Origin of the sequence: Amycolatopsis cihanbeyliensis (assembly GCF_006715045.1) — a bacterium.
In the GTDB taxonomy this organism is placed as follows: Bacteria; Actinomycetota; Actinomycetes; order Mycobacteriales; family Pseudonocardiaceae; genus Amycolatopsis; species Amycolatopsis cihanbeyliensis.
In genome coordinates, this window is record NZ_VFML01000002.1 from 117,729 (window position 1) to 142,741 (window position 25,013).

A 25,013-nucleotide genomic window follows, 5' to 3' on the forward strand; every position below is an offset into this window, starting at 1 on the left:
GACACGCCCGGTGGCCGGCGGGCGCGCAGGGAGGTTTGTCGTTTGGGCGGTGTGTTCGTCAACTACCGCACCGGGGACGGCGACTTCGCGGCTACGCTGATCACACGGATCCTGTCCGCGCGGTTCGGGGCGGAGCACGTGTTCCTCGCCAGCAGGTCCATCCGCCCTGGTGAGGACTTCGCCGAAACCATCCTCAAGCATCTCGCGCAGTGCGACGTGCTGCTGGCCGTGGTGGGACCACGCTGGCATGCCGAACCGCCGGGCCGGGGCCAGGGCGCGGCGGCCACCGCCGACGACTGGGTGTACCGGGAGCTGGTCGAGGCTTTCCGGCACGGCCTGCGGGTGATCCCGGTGTTCCTCGACCACCGTGGCTCGCTGTCCGAGGCCGAACTGCCGGCCGAGATCGCCGCGCTGGCCCGGTGCCAGTTCCTCCGGCTGAGCCACCGTAACGACACCCGCGACCTCGCCCGGCTGGTGGACGAGCTCACCAACCTGGTTCCCAGCCTGGTGCTGGCCAGGGCGTTCAGCACCGCCGCGGTGGCCAGCAGGGGCCTGAAGCCCAGCGCCTGGCTGCGTCCGGAGTACGAGATCCTGCCGTTCGCCGGCAGGGACGACGAACGTGCCGACCTGCTGACCTGGGTCAAGACCCCGGCCGCGGTGTCGGCCCGGCTGGTCACCGGACCGGCGGGGCAGGGCAAGACCCGCCTCGCCCTGCGGCTGTGCCACGAGCTCGGCGGCGAGGGCTGGGTCACCGGGATGGTGCACGAGACCGCCACCGGTGCCGACCTGGCCAGCACCAGCAAGCTGGACAGCCCGCTGCTGGCCGTGGTCGACGGCGCCGAGCACCGCGGCGAGCAGGTGCACGCGCTGGCCGCCGCGTTGCTGGAACGCCCGGCGACCGCGCCGCCGGCGCGACTGCTGCTGCTCGGCAGGGACGCCGGCGAGTGGCTGCACCGGCTGCGCACCCGGGCCGAGGACCGCGTCGCGGGCCTGTTCCGCACCCTGGAGGAGTATCCGCTGGCGCCACTGGTCGGCACGGAGGCCGAACGTCACAGGGAGTTCCGGCGCGCCGTGGCGGGATACGCCCGCTACCTCGACCTCCCGCCCGGTGACCACACGCCGCCGGACCTGGCCCATCCCCGGTACGGGTCCGCCCGGGTGCTGCATGCCGCCGCGCTGCTCGCCCTGCTGGAGGAGCACACCGGGCACACCGGCGCCGGTGACCGCCATCCCGAGGCGGTGCCGGCACCGGATGCCGAGCTGCACCGCGCCGCGCGCCCCGAGTGCCCCTACCGCGGCCTGCGGCCCTTCCAGGAACAGGACGCGCGGTTCTTCCACGGCCGCGAGCGGCAGGTCCAGCAACTCGTGGAGCTGACAGGGGACCACCCGATGATCATGGTCATCGGCGCCTCGGGCAGCGGGAAGTCCTCCCTTGTCCGCGCGGGCCTGCTGCCCTCGTTGCGGCGGCAGAACGTGGCGATCACGGTATTCCGCCCCAGCCCCGGGATCGCACCGGCCGACCTGCTCGCCCACGCCCTGACCCCGATCGTGGGCGGCCAGCGGGCCGCGCCACGGACACCGGGGGAGGTCGCGTTGCTGGCCGATGCCGTGGTCGAGTCGGTGGGACACCTGGTGCTGTTCGTGGATCAGTTCGAGGAGCTCGTCGCGGCCGAGCCACAGGCGGCGCGCGAGCTGTTGCACCTGGTGGCCGGCCTGGTGCGGGCCGCGCCGACCCTGCCGGCGGGCACCCCGGCGCTGCGCGCGGTGCTCACCGGACGCTCGGCCGACCTGGACGAGGTGCTCACCTCCGAACTCGCGCCCCTGCTGCGCACCGTCTCGGTGCCACGGATGGGCACCGAGGACCTGCGTACCGCGATCACCGGCCCACCGGAGCTGCCGCTGGTGTCCTTCGAACCGGGACTGGTCGACCGGATCATCGCCGACGCGGCCGACGCTCCCGGTCAGCTTCCCCTGGTGGAGTTCGCGCTGACCCGGCTGTGGGAGGACCAGCAGGGCGCGATGCTGACCCACCGGGCCTACGACCAGCAGGGCGGGGTCGCCGGGGCACTGGCCGCCTACGCGCAGGAGGTCTACGAGCGCAAGCTGCTGCCGCGGGAACGACCACTCGCCGAGCGGTTGCTGGTGCAGCTGGCCAGGCCGGGCGAGGACGGCGGCTTCACCCTCACCCCGGCCCGGCTGGACCGGCTCGACCCCGACTCGCGCGCCCTGGCCGGCACCCTCGCGGCACACCATCTGGTCGTACTCCGCGACGACCCCGGCCAGCCCGAGGTCGTCGCGCTGACCCACGAGGCGCTCGTCCAGCAGTGGCGGCAGCTACGCGAGTGGCTGGTCGCCGCGCAGGACTTCCGATCCTGGCAGGAGCAACTGCGGACCACCCTGGAGCAGTGGCGACGGTCCGGCAGGGACCACGCCACCCTGCTGCGGGGCGCGCCGCTGGCGGCGGCCGAGGACTGGCTCGAGACCCAGCCCGGCCAGCTCACCGGCGAGGAACGCGAGTACATCACCACCAGCCGTAGGCACGAGCGCCGGGGACAACGCCAGCGGCGGCTGATCACGGCGTTGATCGGGGTACTCGCCGTGGCGACCACCGTGCTCGCCGGGATCGCGGTGAACCGCAACCAGGAACTCAGCGACCAGTTGCGCCGGGCGGCCGCGATCTCACTGGCCCAGGAGGCGCAGCAACGTGCCGCCACCAACCCCCGCACGGCGCTGCAACTCGCGCAGGCCGCGTGGCGACACGATCCCGGCAGGCCCGAGGCGTACGGCGCGCTGCTGCAGCAGTACCTCACCCATGCCGGGGTCGAGGAGGTTCGCACGGGTCTGTGGTCCGGCGCGGTCGCCGAGGTCGCCGTCACCGGGGACGGCGGGACGACGGTGATCGCCGAGGAGGGCGGGCGGATCACGGCCTGGACCGACCTGTTCGGCGGCGAGCCGCGCAGCTGGTTTCTGGCCACCGTGCCCAACCTGCGGGGAATCGTACTGAGCCCGGATGGTCGCCGGCTCGCCGTCACGAACGACCGGGGCGGGGTCACGGTCTGGGACCTCGAGCAGCACACCGGCCCGCTGCCCCTGCGACCATCCGATGTGGACGGCATCGACGCCACCACCCGGATCCGCAGCGCGGGCTTCTCGGCGGACGGCACGATCCTGGTCCTCACCCTGGGCCGGGACGAGTCCGCACCCGGCCAGGTCGAGGTGTGGGACGTGTCGGCGCGGGAGCCGAGGACGGAGGGTTTCCCGACCCCGCCCGGGGTGACGAGCACCGACGTGCGGCTGATCGACGCCGCCGAGGGCAACGCCTGGTTCCTCGAACACCGGGGCGACCGGACCCGGCACGCGGTGCTGCGCGACCTGACCACCGGCGAGGTGTCGCGCGAGGCACCCGCCGACGCGATCACCCCGGACGGGCTGCTGGTGCGCTGCGTGAGCGGCCCCGCAGGGGGCACGCTCTCCGTGCACGAACCGGGCAGCGCGGCGGCCCGGCACACCGAGCCGGTCCCGAACTGTCCCGACCCGGACTCGGCGGGGCTCACCGACCTCGGCGGCCGGTACGCCGTCCTCGGCGGCGCCCCGGGCGCGGACGCGTTTCGCCGGCTCAACCTGATCGACCTGCACACCGGGCAGAACTACCTGCCGCGTCCGCCACCACGCACCGGCAGGGCCCGCCCGGACAGCCTCAACGGGCGGGCGTCCGCGGACATCGTCGCGGTCCCCGACGAGTCCGGAGTGCCGACCATGTTCGTGTTCGGCACCGGCGCGCTGTTTCGCGTCCAGGCGGCAGGCCCCGCCGATGATCTCGCCCGGTTCGGGCCGGTGACCCGCCCGGAGGCCGCCGCGCTCGGCCCGGACGGCCGGATCATGGCCATGCTGACCGAGCGGGACCCCGGGCTGCCCGGCGGGCACTACGGCCTGCTGACCGTGGACCTCGGCACCCAGCGCATCGCGGCCTACTCGCGAACCAGTGGGGCGGATCTCGACCTCGGCGCGAACCCGCGGCTGGCGTTCGGCCCGGAGGGCAGGCATGTCTTCGCGATCGGCGACACCGGCACCCTGTACGTGCTGTCCGCCACCGACCTCACCGTGCTGCGCACGTTCCCGCTCCAACCACCCCCCGGCGGCAGGCCGGAGACCGCCGCGGACCAGCGAACCTCGATCGTCCCGCTGTCCGCCGACGAGGTCGCGGTGCTCCGGGGCAACGACCTGGCCCGGTGGGAGATCAGCACCGGCGAGGACCTCGGGATGGCACCCTCGCCGCTGGCGTCCACGCTCGCGGTGGCGGGCGAGATGACGGCCCGGCGGTGGCCCCTCGACCCCGGCCGGATGCTGACCACCTCCACGCAGGGCGTCCACTTGTGGAACATGATGGACGAACGGCTGGTGCGCGCCTTCCAACCCCTACCGGGCAACCCACCCCCGGTGCTGCTGCCCGACCGGCGCCAGCCGCGGGTGGCCGTGCACTACCGGGAGGCCGGGCGGCTGGAGATCTGGAACCCGGACGCCAACGGTGCGGCATTCCAGCCCCTCCCGGTACCCGGCGATCGCACGCCGGTGGCGTTCACGCACACCGACAAGCTGATCACCGCCTCCGGGGAGGGCGAGTTGCGGGTCTGGGACCTGGCCACCGGCGGCCAGGTCGCGAGCGTCCACCTCCCCGGCGAACCCGCGAACTGGTCACGGCACGGGGACACGCTGACCGCCGTCACGGCGAACGGCCCATTGTCGGTGCGGTTGGACCCCGAGCACTGGATGGAGCACCTGTGCCGGATCAACGATCGGGACTACACCGCGGAAGAACGCGCGTCCCTGCCGGCCGGGGCCGACCCCGGCCGGCCGTGCGCGCGGTGACCACCCTCACCGGCAGCGCACCCCGCGGCAGCCGGCCGGGTCACCGGTGGACACGTTGCCCCCGCCGTCCACGACCGACCCCGGCTCCGCGTTGATCCCGTACCGGACATTGCCCCTCGTCCGGTTGTCCGACACGGTGATCAGGCTGTCCGGGTGTACCGCCTCGACCCGCAGCCCGTCCGGCCCCGGCCCGTCCTCCCCCGGGGTGCCGTTGCCGAGGAACTCGTTGCGGGAGATCTCCACCGGGCCGATCGGGTTGACCGCTTCCGGGCTGATGAACATGCCGTACCCGCGGGTTCCGGTGAAGGTGTTCCCGGTGATCGTGCCCTCCCCGGAGAACAGGATGAGCGCCCGCATACCGGAATCCTTGAACAGGTTGCCGGATACGTTGAACGAGAACGACAGGTCCAGTGCCCAGTTCCCGGATATCACGTTGTCCACGACATCCGTGTGTTTCGCGCTCGCGCTGCCCAGGGTGCTGATCTCGCTGTTGGTGACCGAGGCGGCGCGGCAGAACGGACCGAGGTTACCGATGCCGACCGTGCTCTCCCGCACGCTCACCATGGAACTGTCGGGTTCCTGCTCCCCGTGGTAACAACCGATGCTGTACAGGTTGACCGTGCTGCGCTGGATGACGCAGGAACTGCCGGTCGAGCAGTTGGCCAGGCTCTTGCCCGTGGTGCCGAGCAGGCTCGACTCGGTGAACACGGCCGAGGATCCGCCGGTGAAGGAGAACGGCTGGAAGCCGTGCACGGTGACCCCGCTCAGCCGCACGTCCCGCGCCCGGTCACCGGTGATCGCATACCGGTCGGTCTGCGCGGACGGTCCGGTCACCCCGAGATCGGTCACGGTGACCTCCGCGACATCGGTCATCTCCAGACCGGTGCGGAAGCGGGTCACCGAGCCGTTGCGGACCGCGATATCGGTGAGCCTGCCGTTCCCGGCGAGCACGATGCCCCTGGCGTGGTCGGCGGCATGCTGCGTGGTGATGGTGTGACCGTTCAGGTCGAGCTCCACATGGCTGGCCGCGACGGTCAGGGCGACCTCACCCGGGCAGGTCAGGTCCTCGGTCAGCACCGCGACGGTGGCCGTGTCGATGATGTCCCCGCAGCGCACCTCGGTGCGGTCGCGGGTCACGGTGAACCGCTCCGCGCGCCGGTCGGTGCCGGTGGGACCGGAGACCCGCAGGTGCACCAGGTAGCTGCCCGGAGTGTCGAAGGTGCGCTCGAACCGCGGACCGTCGGACCCGGTCACCCTGCCCCGCGGGCCGGTCACGGTCCACGCCCAGGCGGTCGCGCGCCCGGTGACCTCGGCGCCGAACCGCACCGGTTGGCCCGCCAGCTGGGTCTCCGGCCGCACCAGCAGCCGGTCGATCCGTGGCGGCGCGTCCGGGGCGTCCACGACGACCTCGGCGGCGGCGTGCGCGCGGCGCCCGGTGGTCAACTCGGCGGCGACCCGCACCGGGTGGGTTCCCGGCCGTTCCCACCGATGCCGCACGGTGGTGCCGCTCGCCCCGCCACCCGCGCCGAAGGTCCAGCGGGCAGCGCGCACCGTGGCGGCACCGTCGGCGACGACGGCGAACTCGAACTCCTCCCCCACCGTGCCACGGGAGTCCGGCCGGACCACGATGGAGACCTCGGTGCCCGCGGCGGATCCGTCCGGACGGGGCCGGGTACCACCCGGCCCGGACACCGCCGGAAGCTCCCCCGCGCGGTCACCCGGGACCGGGCCCGGGGAGCCTTCCGCCCGCTGCCGGTCCGCGGTGCCGCGCTCCACCTCTCCCGGGTCGTACTTGGTGATCGGCCGGACGCGACCGTCGAGCCCGATCACCCCGGCTCGCTCGCTGCCCGGGTCGTTGTAGAAGACCATCCCGTCCCTGGCGAGCAGCTCGAACCGCACCGGCCGGTCGAGAAGGCGCGGGTGTGCGACCACCCTCCGGGTGTCGAGGTCGACGATCCACGCCCGCCCGGTCGAGAAGTCCGGCACCACGGCGTGCCCACCGACCGCCACCGGCGCGCCGAGCTCAGCCGGACCGCCACCCAGCCGCACGGCCGCGCAGGACCCGGCCGCCGGGGCGCAGCTCAACAGCCGCCCGCGATCGGGTAGCGCCACCAGCGCGCGTTGCCCTTCGGGGGAGTCGCTCACCGCCAGCCGCTCTCCCGGCCGCAGGTCCACCGGAATCGACCACTCGACCGCGCCGGTGCGCGGATCGAGCAGATCCGCCGTGCCCCGCGCGGGGTCCAGCAGGGCCGGCCGATCTCCCGCCATGGCGAGCCTGCTGCCCGGCGTGCCCGCCCCGGCCCGCGCGTGCCGCGCACCATCGGCGAACCAGACCAGGTCACCGGTGCGCTCGTCCACCGCCCACAGCCTGCCGTGCGTATCCACCACCGGCACGCCCTCGGCGATCCGGGCCCGCATGGGGTAGGTGGGGCCGTTCCGCTCCAGCGTGGCGGGGTCGGTGCTGGCGAGCAGCCCCCGCCGGGGGTCCAGGGTGTAGAGCCCCCGCGGGGTGGGGAACACCGCCAGCCGCCCGCCCGCTCCCGGCAACGGGGCCACCGGGCGGGAGGGCCGCAGGGTCGCGCCGTCCACCCGCACCACCGAGTTCTCGGTGTGGTTCACCGCGTAGCCGGTGGCTCCCTGTTGCGCGGCACGCAGGTCGTTGCCAGGAGCCGCCACCGTGGCGCTGCCCGCCACCTCGGCCGACGCGCCGTCGAGCAGGGTCAGCCTGCCCACCGCGGCGGAGGCCACCCACACCTTGCCCGCGTGCAGCCGCACCTGCGGCACCTGGCGTTCCTGCTTCGCGCCGACTACCACGAGCCCGGCCACCGAGACGATCGCCAGCACGATCCCGCCCACCGGCCGCCACCGACGCGTACCGAGGCCCATGTGATCACCTGATTCCTGTCGTGCCAACGTTGCCGCGCTCTCCTGCCGTGTGCCGCCCCGGGCGTAACGGCCGCGGGTCCACCGCGGCCAGCAGCCACCGTAGCGAGGGCCGGGGCGGGTACAGCCGCATACGCAACTCGCGTTCCAGCCCCCAGGCCCTGCGGACATCGCCGTCCGCGGGTTCGGTCGGCGCGTAGGTGGCCGCGGTCGCCAGTTCGGCCAGCTCCACGGCGGGTTCCACCCGCGCGCCGAGCGCGGCCCTTGCCGCCTCGGCCGTCTCCACCGCGGTCCGCGAGACCGGTTCCCGCACCCCGCGCTCGGCGAGCCGGTCCACGGCCTCCTGCCAGGCACCCAGTGTCCTCGCGGTGTTCCCCGTGGCACCGCGCCGCCGTCGCCGCCTGCGGACCTTCGCCAGCACGATCGACGCACCCACCAGCAGGCCGAGCGCGGGCAGCAGCACCGCGCCCCACAGCAACCACTCCCAGCTCGGGCCGGCGGAACGATCCGCGGGGGCAGGCGGCGGATCCGGCCGCGGCCGCGCGGCCGGCGGCGGTTCGGGCCGCCGCGGCCCGAGTGCGGAACCGTCGAGCTCACCGTCGGGGTGACCGCGCGAACCGGCCGCGGACACGGCGGGTCCGGTGGGTTCGAACGGAACCCAGCCGTAGCGTTCGAAATGCACCTCGGCCCAGGCATGCGCGTCGCGGGTGGTGACGGTGTGCACCCCGGCACGAGCCGCGGGCAGCCGGTAGCCGACCGCGACCCTGGCGGGGAAGCCCGCGGCGCGGGCGAGCACGGCGAAGGCCGAGGCGTGTTGCTCGGCGAAACCCGCCTTGCCGTCCGAACCGCTGCCGGTCAGCAGGCCGTGCAACCGGGCGTAGGAGTGCCCGGGCTGCGCGCCGAGCCGGTACGGCAGCCCGCGCAGGTACCGCTCGATCGCGACGAGCTCGGCGTAGGCGGTCGACTCGCTCGCGGTGAGCCGTTGCGCCGTGGCGTGCAGCTCGCTCGGCAGGCCGGGCAGTTCGGTGTAACGCCGGTACACCGGTCCGGTACTCGGTGCCGCGCGGGGCAGGCCGCCATCGGGGGCGCCCAGCACACCGGTCAGCCGGTAGCTCGCCCCTTGCCAGGCGTCCCCGGCGTTGACCAGGACACCCGAGTCCCTGCTGAACCCGATCGCACCGGCGTCCAGCCCTGCCGGCCACAGCCGCGCGGGCCAACCGAACACCGGAAGGAACGGCCCGGCGAGCCCGTCGATCGTGATCTCCGCGGTGACGGTGCGGGACGCGGTCAGCGCGGGGTCCACGGCCAGTTCCCGCCCGGCCAGCAGGAAGCGGTCGGCCGCGGTCCACAGGACCCCGTCGAACTCGTCGAGCGCGGCGGTCCTGACCCGGTCGAGGCCCGCGGCGTCGCCACCGGTGCGAACCGTGAACAGGCGGCGCGGCGGCCGCTCCCGTAGCTGGGTCTTCAGCGTCACCAGCGGGGTGAGCGTGTCGGCGACTCGCACCGGTGGCTCGGTCAGCGCGCGCGGATCGAACCGGTCCGCGCCGGAGGACAGCGGGAACGCCTGCCCGCCCAGCACGGCAAGCAGGATGATCACGGCGACCGACGGCACCCCGGCGGCCAGCCTGCCCACGGTGGCCCGGCGGAGCCGGTGCGCCTGCCGGGAGTCGGCAAGGAGCTCGGCGCCGGACCGAACGGCCCGCAGCAACACCAGCAGCAGCGCGGAGGCAAGGAAGCACGCGGTGGGCAACAGCTGGACGCCCGGTTGCGCCCCGACGAACAGCAGCGCCGCCGTGAAGGCCACCAGCCCGGGCGCCACCGGCGCCAGCACCGTCCGGGTGCGCAGCACGAGCGTGGCCGCGGTGAAGGCCGCGATCCAGGTGATCAGCACCGGGGTGATGAGCAGGTCGCCACGCAGGTCGGCCGGCGGGACGACGGTGAACATCCGCGCCCAGCCGCCCAGCATCCCCCGCGCCAGTTCGGCCACCGTGTCTCCGGTGGGCAGCCCGTGTATGACGGTGGTGCGGAACACGCCGTAGGTGGACAGCAGGGCGAACCCGCCGACCGCGGTCAGCAGGGTGGCGATCGACCCCCACCGGCGCAGCCCGGCCAGGGTGGCGGCCAGCACCGCGACCACGGCGGCGCCGCACACCTGCGGCAGGTACCCGGCGGTGGCGAAGAACCGGCCGTACAGCAGGCCACCGGCGACGATCGTGGCACCACACAGCACGAGCTCGGCCGCGGTCCGGGCAACCCGGCCGCCGGTACCGACGGCCTCCGCTCCTCCGCGCGGCCCTCCCCGGCCCGCGGTCCGGACCTGCCCGGGACTCACGGCGGCACCGCCGAGTTCCAGCGGTCGGCGAACTCGGCGCTGGTAGGCGCGTCGACCACGACCACCCCGGCCGGTGACTCCCGACCCCCGGTACCCGACTGTCCGATGTGGACAACAGTGATCGTACGGAACCACGGCCGCACCGCGGCGAGGATCTCCCGCTCCTCGGGCGCCGCCCGGCCGGTCACCAGGCCGAAGGTGATCCACTCGCCGGTGGCGACCAGGTCGCGGACCAGGTCCGGCACTCCGGTGACCCCGCGGTCGGCCGCGGACGACCCCACCCTGGACAGCAGGTCCAGCGCGGTGGTCATCTCGCTGTCCCACTGCCGCCGCCCGGTCGTACCGATCCGGTCCCCGGTGGTACGCAGTTCGAACGGCAGGCCCGCGCGACCGGCGGCCTCGCACCAGGAGGCGGCCACCCTGGTGGCGTCCTCGAAGGCCTCGCCCGCGTACGGTTGGGCGCTGGTGTCCAACACGATCAGCTGCCGGGGCTCGTCCGGGACGACATGGTGCCGTACCTGGAGCGTCCCGATCCGCGCCGTGGAGGGCCAGTGGATCCGCCGCCAGTCGTCGCCCGGCTGGTAGTCACGCAGGCTGTGGAACGCGACCCCGTCCCGCGCGGAGCCGCGCGCGTCGCCGCCCTCCGCGTCCCGCATGCCCGGCATCGGCAGCGGGGCGATCCGGTGCGTCCGCGGGTAGACGTGCAACACGGACTCCCGGCCGTGCGCGGCCCCGGTCCGCAGCAATTGCAGCGGGTCGGCATGGCCGACCGCGGGTGCGGGCAGGACATGCCTGCCACGGCACTCGGTCGGCAGCGGGTAGGTGGACTCGGTGGCACCACCGGCAGGCAGGCTCGGCAGCGGAACGGCGATCCGGCGCCCGGCCACGGTTTCGGTGACCGTCAGCGGAGGGCTACGCCGGCGCCCGGAATTGGTCACGGTCAGCACGCCGTAGGCCGGCACACCCTCCGGCACCCGCGGCGGGCTGATCGTGCGTACGGTCGTCAGTCGCGGACGGGCCACCATCCACCCCGCCGCCACCACCAGCGCCGCCACGCAGCCGAGGCCGAGCACGATCAACTCGGGATACCCCGCGAGCACGCCGCCCGCCAGCAACAGCACGGCCGACGCGGCGAGTGCGGCCCCCTTTCCGGTGATCACGGTGGTTCACCGGTGTCCCTGCGCCCGCGGGACCGGCACCCCGGCCAAAATGTCCCGTACCACCGCCTCGGGGGTCTGCTGCTGGATCCGCGCCTGCGAGGTCAGCAGCAGCCGATGGTTCAGCACCGGCACCGCGATCGCCTTCACGTCGTCGGCGGTGACGTAGGAACGACCCATCGACAGGGCGTAGGCCTGGGCCGCGGTGGCCAGCGCGATGCTGCCCCGCGGGCTGGCGCCCAGCTCGACGTCCGGGTGCGTGCGGGTCGCCCTGGTGAGCATCGCGACGTAGGTCCGCAGCTCCATCGAGATGTGCAGTTCCCGCACCAGTCCGATGAGCGTGCGCAACTGGTCCAGTTCCAGCACGGCGCGCAGTTGCTCGGGTTTGCGCCGGGCGATCCCGTCGGTGACCACCGACACCTCGTCGTCGAGCTCGTCCGGGTACCCGATGGCGATCCGCATCAGGAACCGGTCGAGCTGGGCCTCCGGCAGCACGTACGTTCCCTGGTGTTCCACCGGATTCTGGGTGGCGATGCAGAGAAACGGGTCCGGGACCGCGCGTGCGGCACCGTCCACCGTGACCTGCCGTTCGGCCATCACCTCCAGCAGCGCCGACTGGGTTTTCGGGGAGGCACGATTGATCTCGTCGGCCAGCAGGATGTTGGTGAACACCGGGCCCTGCCGGTACTCGAAGCCGCCCTTGGCCTGGTCGTAGACCTGCACACCGGTGACATCCGACGGCAGCAGGTCGGGGGTGAACTGGATCCGTTTCACCGTCGAACCCGCCACGGAATGCGCGATCGCCTTCGCCAGTGAGGTTTTCGCCACGCCGGGCACGTCCTCGATCAGCAGGTGCCCTTCGGCGAGCAGGCACACCAGCGCCAGCCGGACCGTCGTCGACTTCCCCCTGACGAAGTCCTCGATGTTCCTGGCCAGCTCATGGAAACCCTGCCGGGAGACCATCCAGTCGGGCACCGGCTCCTCTCCAGACCCTCGCAGTTGCCGCAAAGTGCATACCACGCGCACGTCAAAGGAGTTCATCGTAGCGGTGCCCACCCGGGGGCCCCAGGGCACCCGCGCACCCGCGGCGCGGTGGACGGCGGCAGGGGGACACGACATGGACGCCAGCCTCGCGCGTGACGCGCGCGGAGAGCACGGGTCGCCTGTCGCCCATCGCCGTAGGCGTGGGACGACGCGAACACGCTCCGTTACCTACTCCACCGCGCCAATCCGGCTGAGACGGCTGACCTGGCGGTTCAACCCCCGCCCTCGTCGGTGGGGCGTACCACCAACACCGGGCATCGGGCGTGCTGGACAAGCGCCTGGCTGGTCGATCCGAGTAACATGCCCCGGAATCCACCCCGGCCCCGGCTGCCCACCACGAGCAGTCGCGCCTCGCCGGACCGCTCCAGCAACTGGTGCCGCGGACGGTCCCGCACCACCACGCGTTCCACCCGCACGTCCGGGTGCTTCTCCTGCCAGCCGGCGAGCCGCTCGGCGAGCGACCGCTGCTCGACCTCGTCCACCGACTCCCAGACCGCGTTGAACCGCTCCGGGCTGAACACGTCCTCGTAGTCCCCGTCGACCCAGGAGTGCACGGCCACCAACGGCGCGTTTCGTTGCGACGCCTCCTCGAAGGCGACCCCGATCGCCCGGTCACTGATCGGGCTCCCGTCCACACCGACCACCACCGGCCCCTCCTCGGGCAGCCCGTCGGCGCCGTCCCGACCGCGCACCACCGCGACGGGGCAACGCGCGTGCGCGGACACCGCGATCGCGGTGGAGCCCAGGCGCATCCCGGCGAACCCGCCGGAACCCGAGGCGCCGAGCACGATCATCCGCGCCACTCCGGACAAGTCGAGCAGCACCGGTACCGGCGCCTCGCGTCGGGGGTCGGTGTGCACGGCGAGCCGGGGCGCGACGGCACGCGCCGCCTCGGCGGCCTCGTCCAGGATGCGTCGCCCCTCCTGCTCCAGTTCCTCGAACACGTCCAGCGGGGCGGGCAACCCCCCGCCGTAGGAGCCACCGGGGTGAAAGGCGTGCACCAGATACAGGCCGGTGTTGCGTTCGGCGGCCGTCCTCGCGGCCCACTCCACGGCCCGGCTCGCCGAGGGCGAACCGTCCACCCCGACCACGATCGCGCCGTGCGCTGTCTCCGTGCTCATCATTCGCTGCTCCTTCGTCCGGCCCGCTGTCACCGGTTCCGCCCACAGGCCACGCCGGATCACCTCCGGATCCGTCCACTACGTACAGTCTGCGCAATCGCCGCCGGGCCAGCCACCCGGCGGCGTGGGCGAGCGGCTCCTGCCGCCCGATGATCCGCACCCCGCTGTTCGTCAACTCGACCGCCGTCGTGCCGTGCGGCCTACCCGGCAGGTCGCCCTCGGAAACCACCCCGGCCGCGAGCGCACCGGGCCCTGGTCCCCAGCGGCAGGGACCGTGGCCCCCGTCCGGCAACGCCACCCTGCCGGGTGATCTCGGAACCCGCACACGGAATGTGCCGTCCCAACTGCGCCCGGTCGCCTACCGGTCGGGCCGGAGGACGGGATGGTGTTCGGCATGGAACTCGGCGAGCTGTGCGCAAGGGCCGCCGCGGGTGACCAGACCGCCATGGCGGCGTTGGCGCGAGAGGCCGCCGCGCTGCTGCTGGCCGTGGCCAGGGCGCACCGGTTGGACGAGGCGGACAGTTGGGACGTGCACCAGGGCACCTGGGTGTCGCTGGCCGGGCGGCTACCGCTGGTACGGGACCCGCGCCGACTGTCTGCCTGGCTGGCGACCACCGCGCGCAGGCTCGCGCTGCGCACGCTGCGTGGGCGGCGGCGGGAACTGCCCCGCGGGTACTGGCCGGAGGAGTGCGGGCTGTTCGAGCATCCGCATCCCTCCGCGGAGGCGCTGGTGCTGCGGCTGGAGCGCGACCGGGTGCTCTGGCGGGCGGCCGCGCGACTACCCAGGCGGCACCGGCTGCTGCTGTGGCTGCTGGCGTACCGGCCGGACCTCACCCAGGCGCAGCTCGCGACGCGGCTGGGTATCGCGCCGGGCAGCGTGGGACCGCTGCGGAAACGCTGTTTCGACCAGATGCGGGCCTGGCTGCGTGCCGAGGGGATCCACGGCTTCGAGTAGGTGCGACGTGGGTCAGGAGGCGCGGGGCAGGGGCTGCGGAACGACCTCGGTGTCGAGACAGGCACAGCCGCCGGACAGCTCCAGGCAGTCCGCGGTCAGCGGGTGCCGCGATTCGTCGCCGTCGAAGCAGTCGAGGTCGGTGCATTCCACCTGGTCGTCGGCGTGCAGCACGAGCGTGCCGTGGCAGTGGTCGAGACCGCCGGCGCACCGGACGCACTCCATAGTGGAAGCCTTTCCCGAGAAGGTTGACCTACTCGGGTCTTCATAACACCCCGCGACCCGCCGGCGTGGTACCCGTGGCGGCGTGTCGCCATCGAGACGAGGGTCAGGCCGACTTCGGCGACCGCCGGGACTTGGTCGGCTTCTTCGCGGCGGACTTCGCCGAACCATCCGAACCGCTCTTGCTCGTCGTGCTCCTGCTCCCCGTCCCCTTGGTTTTACTCGCCGTGCTCCGTCCGGCGGCTCCGCCGGACCCGCCCGTCGCGCGCTTGGCCGGCTCCGCGGAGGACTCCCGGTCCTTCTTCGCGGCGCTCACGCTGGCCTGTAGGGCGGTCAGCAGGTCGGTGACGTCGGCCTCGTGCTTGGCCGCCGGCGCCGTGGTGGTGTCGTCGCCCTCGATCTTGGCCTGGATCAGCGACTCCAGAGCCTGCCGGTAGGTGTCCTCGTACTTCTCCGGCTCGAACACCGTGTCGGACAGCGAGTCGATGAGCGAGCTCGCCATGGTCAGCTCCTGCGACCGCACCTGCGGGGGTTCTTCCTGCAGGAACGCGAAGTCCGGGGTGCGCACCTCGTCCGGCCACAGCATGGTGGTCATCACCAGCACGTCGGAGACCACCCGCAGCAGGGCAAGGCTTTCCCGCTGCCGGATGGCCACCTTGACGACCGCCACCTGGCCCGACTTGTGCAGCGCGTCCCTGAGCAGCACGTAGGGCTTGGTCGCCGCCTTCTGCGGTTCCAGGTAGTACGTGCGGTCGTAGTAGATGGGGTCGATCGCCTCCAGCGGGACGAACTCCAGCACGTCGATCGTCTTCGAGGTGGACAGCGGGATCTCCTCGAGATCCGCGCTGGTCAGCACGACCATGCCGCCGTCGGGAAGCTCGTAGCCCTTCGCGATCTCGGCGTAGGGCACCTCCTTGTCCTCCGCCGAGCAGAAACGCTTGTACTGGATACGGCCACCGTCGGCCTCGTGGACCTGGCGGAAGTTGATGTTCTTGCTCTCGGTCGCCGCGTACAGGTGAATCGGGATGGAGACCAGCCCGAACGAGACCGCGCCCTTCCACATCGCGCGCATCGTCTACCTCCGATCCGATCCCCGCCGGCCCCGGCGACGTCGGTTACGGACACCGACGATACGCGGTGAGATCGTCTTCGGACACCGTTGAGGTGGTCATCCGGCCAGGTAGTGCACGTCCAGGCCGTCCCGACCAGTGGCGAGTCCCGGCCGCAGCACCAGCCGCTCGTCGTAGTCCCCGCCGTTCTGGTACCGGAACGGCAACGGGTGGGAAGCTGGTAGGCAGGTGTCATGGATGTCGCCGACGCATCGACCGACGCCCGGCAGCTGTACCGGGACGTCGTCGAGGAACTGACCCCCGCCGCCGGGCACAACCGTTTCCTCACCCTGCTGGAGGCGGGGCAGGCGCCCCGAGACCGGCTGCGCCGCGTCGCCGCCGAGCAGGACCGCATCCTGCGCAGCGACCGGCGCAGCTTCACCCTGGCCGCGGCCCGGTTCGCCGAGCCACCCGCCGGCCCGCTGCTGCTCGACCTCGCCGCGGGCGAGAGCAGGGCGCTGGAGCTGCTGCACGGCTTCGCCGGGGCGCTCGGCCTGGACTCCGCGGGGCTGCGGGCCATCGAACCCACCGGGATGGCGCAGGCATACCCGCATCACGTCGCCTGGTTGTGCGCGTACGGGACCGCCGCGGAGTTGCTCACCGCGATGGTGGTGAACCTGGGCTTCTGGGGGTCCTACTGTGCCCGCACCGCCGTCGCGCTGCGCGAGCACTACGGCCTCACCCGCGGGGACGTGGAGTTCTTCGAGTTCTTCTCGACCCCGCCACCCGGGTTCGTGGAGACCGCGCTGGAGGTGGTCCAGGCCGGGTTCGACCAGGGCTCGGACCCGCGAGCCGCCGCCACGGCCGCCCGGCACATGCAGGTCTACGAGGCGGCGTTCTGGGACTCGTTTCGCGAACCGGAGCCAGCCTGAGCGCATCCCTCACCCAGCTCGGCGAGCAGGATGGTGTCCACCTGTCCCGTGGCGGCTCGTAACGCATGGTATGCACCAATCGCCGCGATGACCACGACCGCGGCGATGACCGCGGCGCGCAACGATCCGAAGTACCCGACGAGCAGGACCGTGTGCAGTAGCAACAGCCCGGCCAACAGCCGCGTGGGGTGCGCCTTCCGGACCAACGTCGCCACGATGTGCGAAGCCATGACCGACTCCTTCCGCCGAACGGGCTGCCGGACACGCCCGTATCGACTACTCGCGGCGATCTTGAGCTTCGTTACGGATGGTTACCTGAATGTTCACAACTCACTCGATCCGGGCATGACCGAGCCCGGCCACCGGGTGCGGGAGACGAGGTCCCAGTGGCCGGGCTCGGCGGTGCGACGCCGCTGCCGGGTTACGGCAACCGGTCCAGGTGCGGCGCCACGGTACTGGCGAAGTTGTAGCCGTTGGACGCGTCCCAGTTGATCGACCAGGTCATCGCGCCCCGGATGGCCGGATACGTCGCGTCCGGCTGGAAGCTGCCGCAGTTGGTGCCCCGGGACAGGCAGTCCAGCGCGTCGTTGACGTTGCCCGGCGACTGGTAGCCGCCGCCCGCGGCCCTGGTCGAGGCGGGCAGGCCCAACCCGACCTGGTCCGGCCGCAACCCGCCCTCCAGTTGGATGCAGGCCAGCGCGGTGAGGAAGTTGACCGTGCCCTGCGCATAGACCTGCTGGTCACAGCCGAGCATGGTCCCGCTGTTGTAGTACTGCATGTTGACGATGGTCAGGATGTCCTTGATCGACAGCGCCAGCTGGAAGTAGCCGTTCTGCGTGGACTGCATGTCCAGGGTCTGCGGCGCCATGGTGATGACCTCGCCGCCCGCGGCGTGGATCCGGCGCAGCGCCGAGCTCATCGGGTCGGGGTGGATACCGTTCTCCAGGTCGATGTCCACGCCGTCGAAGCCGTACTCGTCGATCAGCCCGATCATGTCGGTGGCGAAGTTGTCCGCGGCGGCCGAGTCGCCGACCCAGACGGTGCCCTTCTCCCCGCCGACCGAGAGGATCACCTTCTGCCCGCGCGCCTGCACGGTGCGGATATCGGCCCGGAACTGCGCGTCGGTGTACCCACCCAGCTGCTCGGACAGCCCGGAATCCAGGGTGAAGTCGACCCCGCCGTTGCGGCCGGGCACGGCATCCACGAAGGCGACGGCGATGATGTCGTAGGTGGTCGGGACATCGGCCAGCCGCAGTGGCTCCGCACCGTTGTAGAAGTTCTGCCAGTAGCCGGTGAGCACGTGCTTGGGCAGTTCCCCGCCCGGGTCACCGCCGTCCGGCGCGGTGGTCACCTCGACCGCGGCGGACCGGGGCGACTCCCCCGCGCTGTTGTAGGCGGAGACGGTGTAGCTGTAGCTGGTCTCCGCCCGCAGGCCGGTGTCGGTGTAGGAGGTCGTGGTGGTGGACGCGACCCGCGTGCCGTCCCGGTACACGTGATAGCCGGTGACCGTGCCACCCGGCGCGGTCCAGGAAAGCGCGGCCGCGCTCGAACCGGAGGCCTGGCCGGACAGCCCGTCCGGCGCCGAGGGAACCTGCGGATCCGGGTCCCCGCCGCCGGGCCCGTCCAGCACGATGTCGTCGGCGTGGTAGGTCGGCTGGCCGTACCAGCCGTGCACGTAGATGGTCACGCTCGTGGCGGACGCCCCGGTGGTGAACTCGATCGCGAGCTCACTCCATGCGGTGCCGGAACTCCAGGTGCTGCGGTCGCCGCCGCCGGTACCGGTCACGCCGAGGTAGGTGTAGCTGCCCCGGACCCAGCCGGAGAGCCGGTAGTCGGTGTCCGGCTCGACGGTGATGGTTTGCGAGCAACGGGCGGTGCCCTGCCCGGCCGGGGTGCCGGCAAGAGCGTAGGAACCAGCGTGCACCGGGGTGCTGACCACCTCGGTACCGGCCCCGCAGGACCAGCCGGTGGTGTTTCCCGCTTCGAAACCGCTGTTCACCGCGATGTTCGCGGCTTGTGCCGTGCCCGCGGGCAGTAGCGCGAGCGCCACCAGCGCGGCCGGCAGCACGCCCGCGAGCAGGCGCCGTGGGGTCCGAGCCATTTCCGCCTCCACAATGCAGGGAATGTGGTCTATACCACTAGAGGACTAGTAATGAAAATGGACTAGACCACTTGAAAAGTCAACCCCGACACACAGCGGGCGCGACCGGACAGGAAACCGGACAAGCCACCGGCAGGCCTTGACCTCCCCGTAGCCGTACGCTCACGCTGGAATGTCGTGAGAGCGCTCTCACAATCGAAAACCTCGTTCTCCGCCAGGGCCGGGCCCTGCACCGGCCCTGGTTCCCCTGCCGCACGAATTGAGGATGACGATGACGAGACGCATGACCCCGTTCCGCCTGGTCGCGGCCGCGGCCCTGGCACTCACCGCGACCAGCGGACTCACCGCGACCTCCGCCGTGGCGGAGCCGGAACTGTCCCAGGGGCTGGCCGCGGCCATGCAGCGTGACCTGGGACTGACCGAGCAGCAGGCCCGTACCCGGCTGGCGCGGGAGGCGGACGCCGCCCGCCAGGCACCCGCCGCGCGCGAGGCCGCGGGCGGTGCCTTCGGCGGTAGCTGGTTCGATCCGGACAAGGGCACCCTGGTGGTCGGCCTGACCGATCCGGCACGGGCCGAGGCCGTCCGGGCCACCGGGGCACAGCCGGTCCCGGTCTCGACCAGCGCGGCCGAGCTGGACACCGCCAAGGCCGCGATCGACGCGCTGGCCCCGGCGCCGGAAGGCGTCAGCAGCTGGCACGCGGATCACCGGTCCGGCAAGGTCGTGCTCAACGTGCGGGCCGGCGCCTCCGGCCCACGGCTGGACGACTTCCTCGCGGCCGCCCGCGAAGCCGGCCCAGTCACCGTGCGCACCGCCCCCACCGCCGAGGCCCCGCGGACCTTCGCGGCCGGGGTGGTCGGCGGCGATCCCTACTACATCAACGGGAACACCCGCTGCTCCATCGGCTTCGCGGTGCACGGCGGGTTCGTCAGCGCGGGCCACTGCGGTGGTGCCGGCAGCTCGGTGGTCGGCTGGGACGGATCGACCATGGGCCACTTCGCGGGCTCGTCCTTCCCCGGCAACGACTACTCCTTCATCCGGACCGGGCACGGCTGGTGGACGGTTCCGGTGGTCCTCGGCTGGGGTACCGAGCCGGACCGCCTCGTCCGTGGCTCCTGGGAGGCACCGGTCGGTTCCTCGGTCTGCCGTTCCGGTTCGACCACGCACTGGCACTGCGGAACCGTCCTGGCCAAGAACGAGACCGTGAACTACGAGCAGGGCGCCTTCCACGGCGCCACCAAGACCAGCGTCTGCGCCGAGCCGGGCGATTCCGGCGGCTCGTTCATCACCGGTGACCAGGCGCAGGGCGTCACCTCCGGCGGGTGGGGTAACTGCTCCAGCGGTGGCCAGACCTGGTTCCAGCCCGTGAACGAGATCCTCTCCGCCTACAACCTGCAACTCCACACCGCCTGACGGCGGACCCGCACGTGGCTTCCGGGACGTCCCGCGTCCCGGAAGCCACGTGATCACCCTATTACCGCAGGTCACAAGCGCACCCGGAAGGCAAAAGCGGCCCGAGCACGATCTAGTATCGAACCCGTGTTCGATCAGCCGGTGCCGGAGCGGCGGGGTTATCTGCGGATGATCCGGCCCGCCAGGCCGGTATGGGTCAACCTCGCGCTGGTGTACCCGAGCGTGAGCGGGCTGCGGGTGCGGCTGCCGGACGGCCTCGACCTGCGGGCCATCGTGCCGGGAGAACTGATGATCTGGGACCGCGCGACCACCGGGCACTGGGTCGGCTGGACGATGTTCGTGCTCACCGGTGGTTCGGGCGCGGCCAAGGTGTCGCAGTGGGTGCTGGCCGAGGCGTTACGCCCCCGCCGTGCCTAGGGTGCCGCGGGACCGGTGTCCCGGCCTGCCCTGCGGGCGGGGTCCTCGACCGGGGCCAGCCGAGCGGCGAGCACAGCGGAACGCCCGGATCGGACGGTCTCCACCACCTCCTCCAGCGCCGCGGGCAGGTCCGCGGGGTCGTCCACGGTACGCGCCAGCGCTCCCCCCGCGGCCGCCGCGACGGCGGGCAGGTCCGCCCCGGGCGCGAACCCCACGCCGAAGTCGTCCGCCGCGGCCGCCGCGCCCTCCGGATGCACCCCGAGCGCGGACACCTTCGGCGCCTGCCAGCCCTCGTTGTCCAGGATCACGGTCAGGCTGGGCACCCCGTACCTGCGAGCGGTCCACTGCGCGGAGGCCGGTACGCCGAACAGGTACGTGCCGTCGCCCACCACCGAGATCACCAGCGCGTCCGGCCGCGCCAGCTTCACCCCGATCGCGGCACCGGCGTACCAACCCAGCGAGCCGCCACCGGAGCCGATCAGCCCACCCGGTCGCTCGCGCCGCAGGTGCTCGCTCACCGGAAGGTAGTTCGTGATCGCCTCGGTGAGCACGATGGTCTCGCCGTCCACGGCCGCCAGTTCCTCGCGCAGGCAGCCGAGCAGGTACTCGGGGGTGATCACCTCGGGATCCGGTTGCTCCCGGGCGATCAGCTCCCGCAGGTGCCGCTGCCTGCCTGCCGAGGCGGCGGCCAGCCGCTCCCGCACCGCGTGCGCGTCGAGCCGCCCGGGCTCGTCCAGGAACTCGGTCAGCTGGCGGGTCGCCGTACCGAGGTCGGCACGGGCGAAGACCTCGGCGGGCACGTGCCACAGCGGCATCTGTTCCTTCAGCGGATCGATGTCCACCACGAACACCCGCGCGCCCGCGGCGGGCCGGTTCCGGACCGGGATCCACGGGACGTCACTGCCCAGCACGAGCACTACATCCGCGGCGGCCAGCAGCGGGTTGCGCTCCGGGATGTTCCACTGGTGGCCGCCGTGCAGCGGATGGTCCGCGGGAAAGTTCAGCCACATCGGCACCGATTCGATCACCGGGGCGGCCAGCCGCTCGGCGAGGTCGACCAGCGCGGGCACCGCCTCCCGGTCCCGCCCCAGATAGGAGGTGACGATCACCGGGCGCTCGGCTCCGGCGAGCGCCGCGCCGACCGCCCGCACCGTGTCCGGCGCCAGTGCGGCCGGCTCGACCGGGGTGTACCGGTCCAGGGCGTACTCCGGCCGGTCCGCCGATGCCGGCTCCAGCCGTTGCTCCATCACCTCCCGCGCACCCACCAGGTAGACCGGTCCCGCCGGGTCGCTGGTCGCGATCTGCGCCGCGCGGTGCACGATCTGCTTGACGTTGTCCGCGACGCGGATCTCGTAGTCGTACTTGGTGTACCCGCGCACGAGGCCGCGCTGGTCGTGCACGTCCTGCATCCACTGGATGAACTCGTCCCTGCTCCCGGTGTGCTCGCCGTACTGGGTGACCGGCGAGGCACCGGCGAACACCAGCACCGGCACCCGGCCTTTCGCGGCGTTGTGCAGCATGCCGCCGATGTTCTGGGTGCCGCATTCCACGTGCACGAGCACCGCCTGGGCCTGGCCTGTGGCCTGGGCGTACCCCTGCGCCGCGGAGAAGGCCACGCTCTCGTGCGGGCAGAGCACGAGCTCGGGGAACCTGTCCACGGTGCCCCCGGCTCGCGCCCGCGCGTAGGCCTCGATCAGGCCGGAGTGGTCGCTGCCGAGGTTGGCGAACACGTAGCGCACGCCGACCTCGGTCAACGCCTCCAGGAATGCCGTGCTGGTGGTGTACCACGGTGCGCTCATACCCACAGCCAACAACCCCGGACGGGTGGCGCGCACGTCGCGCATTTCGGCCAATGAAACCGGATCGAAGCCGGGGCTCAGCCGCCCGCGAGCACCCGGGAAAAGCCGCGCGCCGCGGTGAGCACGGCCGGAGCCAGCCGCTCGGCGGTCACCGCGCTCGCCCTGCCGGTGATCGAAATCGCCGCGACCACCGCACCGTCCGGTCCGTACACCGGGGCCGCCACCGCGGACACACCGACCTCGGCCTCCTCGTAGTTCACCCCGTAGCCGCGTTCCCCGGTGCGGTCCAGCTCCCTGCGCAGCAGGCCGGGCAGCACGATGGTGCGCGGGGTGTACCGGGTCAGGCCACACTCGACGGTCCGCACGAACCGCTCGCGCCCGGAGTTCGCCAGGAACACCTTGCCGGTAGCGGTGCAGTACGCGGGCAGCCGGCCGCCCACCCTGGAGATGATCCGTACCGACGACCGGCCGGAGACCTTGTCCACGAACAGCGTGCTCAGGTCGTCACTGATCGCCAGATGCACGTTCTCGTGAGTCGCCTCGTAGAGGTCGGTGAGGTACGGCCGCCCGGTGTCGCACAGCGTTCGGGTGCGGGAGACCTGCTGCCCCAGCCGGAACAGTTTCATCCCCAGCTGGTAGCCGGAATCCACCCGATCCAGCGCGCCCCAGGACACCAGCTCACCCAGCATGCGCAGCGCGGTGGGCTTGGGCAGCCCGCTGCGCTCCGCCAGCTCGGCAAGGCTCAGCTCGGTGTCTGCGGGGCCGAAGGCGTCGAGCAACCGCAGCGCTCGCGGTAGCACCGCCTTGGGCACGAGGTCATCCGGCATGTCGCGAGTGTTGAGCACGGCCGCGGCTACACGCAACACTCAGGACTCCCGGCGAGCGGCGAACGCCCGCCGGGCGATCTGGTCGTAGTCGGTACCCGCGGCCGCCGGGTCGCCCCGGCCGGCGAGGCTGCCGAGCCACGCGCAGAGGAACCCGAAGGGCACCGACACCAGCGCGGGAATGGTCAGCGGGAACACCGCCTCGGCGCCGAGCACATCCGGACCGAGCAGCACCAGGCCCACCGCGGAGACCAGCCCGCCGACCAGGCCCGCCACCGCGCCACGGCGGTTGAACCGGCGCCAGTACATCGTCAGCAACAACACCGGCATGGTGGTACTCGCCGCGACGGAGAACGCGACGTTGCCGAGGAAAGCCACGTTGAGGGTCTTGGCTGCGAAGGCCACCAGCATCGCGATCACCGCGATCGCCGCGCCCGCGACCCTGCCGACCAGCAACTGCCTTCCGCGCGACACCGCGCCGCGCCTGAGCACGGTGGTGTACAGGTCGTGCGCCACCGCACCGGAGGACGCGATGGAAAGGCCGGCCAGCACCGCGAGAATGGTGGTCATCACCACGCCCGCGACGATCGCGAACAGCAGGTTCCCGCCGAGGGTCTCGGCCAGCCGCGGCGCGGCCAGGTTGCCCGCCTCGTTGTCCGCGCGGATCGCGTCCCTGCCGACCAGGTTCAGCGCGGCGTAGCCGAAGATCGGCAGGACGCAGAAGAAGAACGCGTAGATCCACATCGCGACCTGGATGGACTGCCGCGCCGCACGCCCGTTGCGTACGGTCAGGAACCGCACCATGACGTGCGGCAGCCCCATCATGCCGAGCACCATGCCCAGCAGCAGCGAGATCGTGTCCAGCGAGCCGGTGAGGTCCCCGTGCCGCGGCGCGATCACCTCGGCGCCGAACCGGCTCGCGGCCTCCTGCATCGAGCCGAGCGGGTTACCACCGGTCTCGACCGTCACCAGCACCAGCAGGGCGAACACGGTCCCGATCAGCAGCACCGCCTTGAACACCTGGATGTAGGTGGTGCCGACCATGCCGCCGAGGAAGGTGTAGACGGTCATCAGCGTGCCGATCACCAGCACCGCAACCGGGAAACTCACCCCGAGCAGCAGCTGCGCGAGCAAGCCCGCCCCGATGAACTGGATCACCATGTAGATGATGCTGATGACCAGAGTGGACAATGCCATCACGCCACGTAGCCCGCGGCCGTCGAACCGGGCGGCCACCGCGTCGGCCAGGGTGTAGCGGCCGAGGTTGCGCAACGGCTCGGCGATCACCAGCAGCATCAGCAGGTAGGCCGCGGGCACCCCGACGGCGAGGTAGAAGCCGTCGAACCCGCCCAGTGCCACCGCGCCGGTGATGCCGAGCAGTGCCGCGGCCGACAGTTGGTCGCCGGCAAGGGCGAGCCCGTTCTGCCAGCCGCCGATGCGGGAGGAGGCCACATAGTGGTCATCGGCATTGTTGTTGCGCCGGGACGCGTAGCTGGTGAGCACGAGGGTGACCGCGATCAGCGCCACGACGATCAGGACTGCGGTGGTATTCATCGGTCCCCTCCCCCGCGCTCGACGCGGTTGGCCCACAGGCAGAAGGCGACCGCGCCCAGTACCGGAAGGACCATCACCGCGAAGCCGACCAGGTAGCCGACACCGATCCCGTTCACCACCCCGTCGAGCAGCGTGGTGAACGAGGTGATCACCGGGAACGCCATGAACCCGACGAGGGTGATCGCCGCCGCGGTCAGCGCGACCCGTTTCCTGCGGCGGATCGCCGCCGCGGCCTGTCCGATGTCCTCGGTGTCCACGCCGCCCTCGTCGGGGGCCTTTCCGGTCACCACCGTGTGCCTCCTCGATACCGCGTCGTATCCCGGCGGGCACAGCATCGAGTAGCCGGTCG

Annotated in this window: 18 protein-coding genes; 5 read left to right on the plus strand and 13 right to left on the minus strand. The window is 72.3% G+C overall.

All coding sequences use genetic code 11. The features are described 5' to 3' along the window. Positions 1–51 precede the first annotated feature (51 nt). Positions 52–4,866 (plus strand): nSTAND1 domain-containing NTPase, encoded by a 4,815-nt coding sequence (locus tag FB471_RS29085; RefSeq protein WP_246076857.1) that lies wholly within the window; start codon positions 52–54, stop codon positions 4,864–4,866. Between the two features lie 6 nt (positions 4,867–4,872). Here the strand turns inward: FB471_RS29085 and FB471_RS29090 are convergent, their stop codons facing one another. The 5 genes from FB471_RS29090 to FB471_RS29110 all read right to left on the minus strand — a co-directional run bounded on the left by FB471_RS29090 (position 4,873) and on the right by FB471_RS29110 (position 13,403). Beyond that, positions 4,873–7,752 carry a PKD domain-containing protein gene (locus FB471_RS29090; protein WP_170221045.1) on the minus strand — a complete coding sequence of 960 codons (2,880 nt, stop codon included), beginning with the start codon at positions 7,750–7,752 and terminating at the stop codon, positions 4,873–4,875. A 4-nt stretch (positions 7,753–7,756) separates the two neighbouring features. Continuing rightward, entirely contained in the window at positions 7,757–10,081 is a 2,325-nt protein-coding gene (locus FB471_RS29095; RefSeq protein ID WP_142002805.1) for a transglutaminase TgpA family protein, read from the minus strand. Then, positions 10,078–11,241: a DUF58 domain-containing protein gene (locus FB471_RS29100; protein ID WP_142002807.1), complete on the minus strand. Its 1,164-nt coding sequence runs from the start codon at positions 11,239–11,241 to the stop codon at positions 10,078–10,080. The genes FB471_RS29095 and FB471_RS29100 overlap by 4 nt, the downstream gene beginning before the upstream one ends. 6 nt (positions 11,242–11,247) lie before the next feature. Beyond that, complete coding sequence (locus FB471_RS29105) at positions 11,248–12,213, minus strand: AAA family ATPase (protein ID WP_246076778.1); 966 nt, start codon at positions 12,211–12,213, stop codon at positions 11,248–11,250. 281 nt (positions 12,214–12,494) lie between these two features. After that, a complete protein-coding gene (locus FB471_RS29110) occupies positions 12,495–13,403 on the minus strand; it encodes a universal stress protein (protein WP_142002809.1) in 909 nt (302 codons plus the stop codon). Positions 13,404–13,785: 382 nt separating this feature from the next. Between FB471_RS29110 and FB471_RS29115 the strand changes: the two genes are divergently transcribed. After that, positions 13,786–14,358 carry an RNA polymerase sigma factor gene (locus FB471_RS29115; protein ID WP_246076779.1) on the plus strand — a complete coding sequence of 191 codons (573 nt, stop codon included), beginning with the start codon at positions 13,786–13,788 and terminating at the stop codon, positions 14,356–14,358. Positions 14,359–14,370: 12 nt separating this feature from the next. Here the strand turns inward: FB471_RS29115 and FB471_RS29120 are convergent, their stop codons facing one another. Together FB471_RS29120 and ku are read right to left on the minus strand one after the other, a co-directional pair. Beyond that, positions 14,371–14,580 carry a hypothetical protein gene (locus tag FB471_RS29120; protein WP_142002811.1) on the minus strand — a complete coding sequence of 70 codons (210 nt, stop codon included), beginning with the start codon at positions 14,578–14,580 and terminating at the stop codon, positions 14,371–14,373. 103 nt (positions 14,581–14,683) lie between these two features. Further along, a complete protein-coding gene (gene ku, locus FB471_RS29125; RefSeq protein ID WP_142002813.1) occupies positions 14,684–15,649 on the minus strand; it encodes a non-homologous end joining protein Ku in 966 nt (321 codons plus the stop codon). Between the two features lie 231 nt (positions 15,650–15,880). On the opposite strand from ku, the gene FB471_RS29135 reads away from it, so the two are divergent. After that, positions 15,881–16,558: a thiaminase II/PqqC family protein gene (locus FB471_RS29135; protein ID WP_142002815.1), complete on the plus strand. Its 678-nt coding sequence runs from the start codon at positions 15,881–15,883 to the stop codon at positions 16,556–16,558. On the opposite strand, the gene FB471_RS29140 is transcribed toward FB471_RS29135, so the two are convergent. Together FB471_RS29140 and FB471_RS29145 are read right to left on the minus strand one after the other, a co-directional pair. Further along, positions 16,510–16,788, minus strand: a complete 279-nt coding sequence (locus tag FB471_RS29140; protein WP_142002817.1) for a hypothetical protein — start codon at positions 16,786–16,788, stop codon at positions 16,510–16,512. The two genes, FB471_RS29135 and FB471_RS29140, sit on opposite strands and share 49 nt — an antisense overlap. Positions 16,789–16,979: 191 nt before the next feature. Then, entirely contained in the window at positions 16,980–18,659 is a 1,680-nt protein-coding gene (locus FB471_RS29145) for a chitinase (protein WP_142002820.1), read from the minus strand. Positions 18,660–18,930: 271 nt separating this feature from the next. On the opposite strand from FB471_RS29145, the gene FB471_RS29150 reads away from it, so the two are divergent. Together FB471_RS29150 and FB471_RS29155 are read left to right on the plus strand one after the other, a co-directional pair. After that, positions 18,931–20,070, plus strand: a complete 1,140-nt coding sequence (locus tag FB471_RS29150) for a S1 family peptidase (RefSeq protein ID WP_142002822.1) — start codon at positions 18,931–18,933, stop codon at positions 20,068–20,070. Positions 20,071–20,196: 126 nt separating this feature from the next. Further along, entirely contained in the window at positions 20,197–20,487 is a 291-nt protein-coding gene (locus tag FB471_RS29155) for a hypothetical protein (RefSeq protein ID WP_246076780.1), read from the plus strand. Here the strand turns inward: FB471_RS29155 and FB471_RS29160 are convergent. The 4 genes from FB471_RS29160 to FB471_RS29175 form a co-directional block, all read right to left on the minus strand. After that, a complete protein-coding gene (locus FB471_RS29160) occupies positions 20,484–22,286 on the minus strand; it encodes a thiamine pyrophosphate-requiring protein (protein WP_142002824.1) in 1,803 nt (600 codons plus the stop codon). The genes FB471_RS29155 and FB471_RS29160 overlap by 4 nt on opposite strands. A gap of 77 nt (positions 22,287–22,363) precedes the next feature. Next, positions 22,364–23,113 (minus strand): IclR family transcriptional regulator, encoded by a 750-nt coding sequence (locus FB471_RS29165; protein ID WP_142002826.1) that lies wholly within the window; start codon positions 23,111–23,113, stop codon positions 22,364–22,366. Between the two features lie 39 nt (positions 23,114–23,152). Then, positions 23,153–24,664: a solute symporter family protein gene (locus FB471_RS29170; protein WP_142002828.1), complete on the minus strand. Its 1,512-nt coding sequence runs from the start codon at positions 24,662–24,664 to the stop codon at positions 23,153–23,155. Continuing rightward, positions 24,661–24,951, minus strand: a complete 291-nt coding sequence (locus tag FB471_RS29175; protein WP_170221046.1) for a DUF485 domain-containing protein — start codon at positions 24,949–24,951, stop codon at positions 24,661–24,663. Before FB471_RS29175 ends, FB471_RS29170 begins: the two co-directional genes overlap by 4 nt. Positions 24,952–25,013 lie beyond the last annotated feature (62 nt).

Bases quoted from the DNA above. Each gene is read 5' to 3' on its own strand.
- FB471_RS29120 (WP_142002811.1), bottom strand. From the start codon at position 14,580: ATGGAGTGCGTCCGGTGCGCCGGCGGTCTCGACCACTGCCACGGCACG.
- FB471_RS29145 (WP_142002820.1), bottom strand. From the start codon at position 18,659: ATGGCTCGGACCCCACGGCGCCTGCTCGCGGGCGTGCTGCCGGCCGCG.
- FB471_RS29150 (WP_142002822.1), top strand. From the start codon at position 18,931: ATGACGAGACGCATGACCCCGTTCCGCCTGGTCGCGGCCGCGGCCCTG.
- FB471_RS29160 (WP_142002824.1), bottom strand. From the start codon at position 22,286: ATGAGCGCACCGTGGTACACCACCAGCACGGCATTCCTGGAGGCGTTG.
- FB471_RS29110 (WP_142002809.1), bottom strand. From the start codon at position 13,403: ATGAGCACGGAGACAGCGCACGGCGCGATCGTGGTCGGGGTGGACGGT.
- FB471_RS29165 (WP_142002826.1), bottom strand. From the start codon at position 23,113: ATGCCGGATGACCTCGTGCCCAAGGCGGTGCTACCGCGAGCGCTGCGG.
- ku (WP_142002813.1), bottom strand. From the start codon at position 15,649: ATGCGCGCGATGTGGAAGGGCGCGGTCTCGTTCGGGCTGGTCTCCATC.
- FB471_RS29090 (WP_170221045.1), bottom strand. From the start codon at position 7,752: ATGGGCCTCGGTACGCGTCGGTGGCGGCCGGTGGGCGGGATCGTGCTG.
- FB471_RS29115 (WP_246076779.1), top strand. From the start codon at position 13,786: ATGGTGTTCGGCATGGAACTCGGCGAGCTGTGCGCAAGGGCCGCCGCG.
- FB471_RS29170 (WP_142002828.1), bottom strand. From the start codon at position 24,664: ATGAATACCACCGCAGTCCTGATCGTCGTGGCGCTGATCGCGGTCACC.
- FB471_RS29140 (WP_142002817.1), bottom strand. From the start codon at position 16,788: ATGGCTTCGCACATCGTGGCGACGTTGGTCCGGAAGGCGCACCCCACG.
- FB471_RS29135 (WP_142002815.1), top strand. From the start codon at position 15,881: ATGGATGTCGCCGACGCATCGACCGACGCCCGGCAGCTGTACCGGGAC.